At 52.6% G+C, this 409-nt stretch carries 1 protein-coding gene; it reads right to left on the reverse strand.

The features are described 5' to 3' along the window. A partial coding sequence (locus DW49_RS1000000129205) for a Rha family transcriptional regulator (RefSeq protein ID WP_193789715.1) occupies positions 1–319 on the reverse strand: 319 nt, incomplete at its 3' end. Between the last annotated feature and the right edge of the window lie 90 nt (positions 320–409).

The following is a 409-nucleotide window of genomic DNA, read 5'->3' on the forward strand; positions in this document are numbered from 1 at the left end:
CGAGTCTGTCCCCCATTAATAACAAGCTCTCACGCCCCCGTGGGCGTCTTGCCTGAGCGTGCATATGAGCGCGCCGGGGCCCCGGGAATTCTGGACTGAGCTGGGCGACCACCACGAAGCTGTCACGTTTTCCGATTCTGTAGGCGGTGACTGTCTGGCGGCGATGGTTTTTAACTTCCTCAATTTGAGGGAGTTGAATCACTTCGCTTTTAGCCAGACTTTCAATCGTCCGCTTGACGTTATCGTGTCGAAGGCCAACCAGGTCCGCGATCTCTCGCGATGACATAGTTTGTTGGTTGCTGCTAATCATCTGATGCATTTCTTTCACCGTCGATATAGGTCCATGCTGTCCAAATAGATGTGCGCAAAGCTGCTCACATCTTCTTGCAGCTCAAAAGGTACACCCTGT

Origin of the sequence: Pseudomonas avellanae BPIC 631 (assembly GCF_000444135.1) — a bacterium.
Lineage (GTDB): Bacteria > Pseudomonadota > Gammaproteobacteria > Pseudomonadales > Pseudomonadaceae > Aquipseudomonas > Aquipseudomonas avellanae.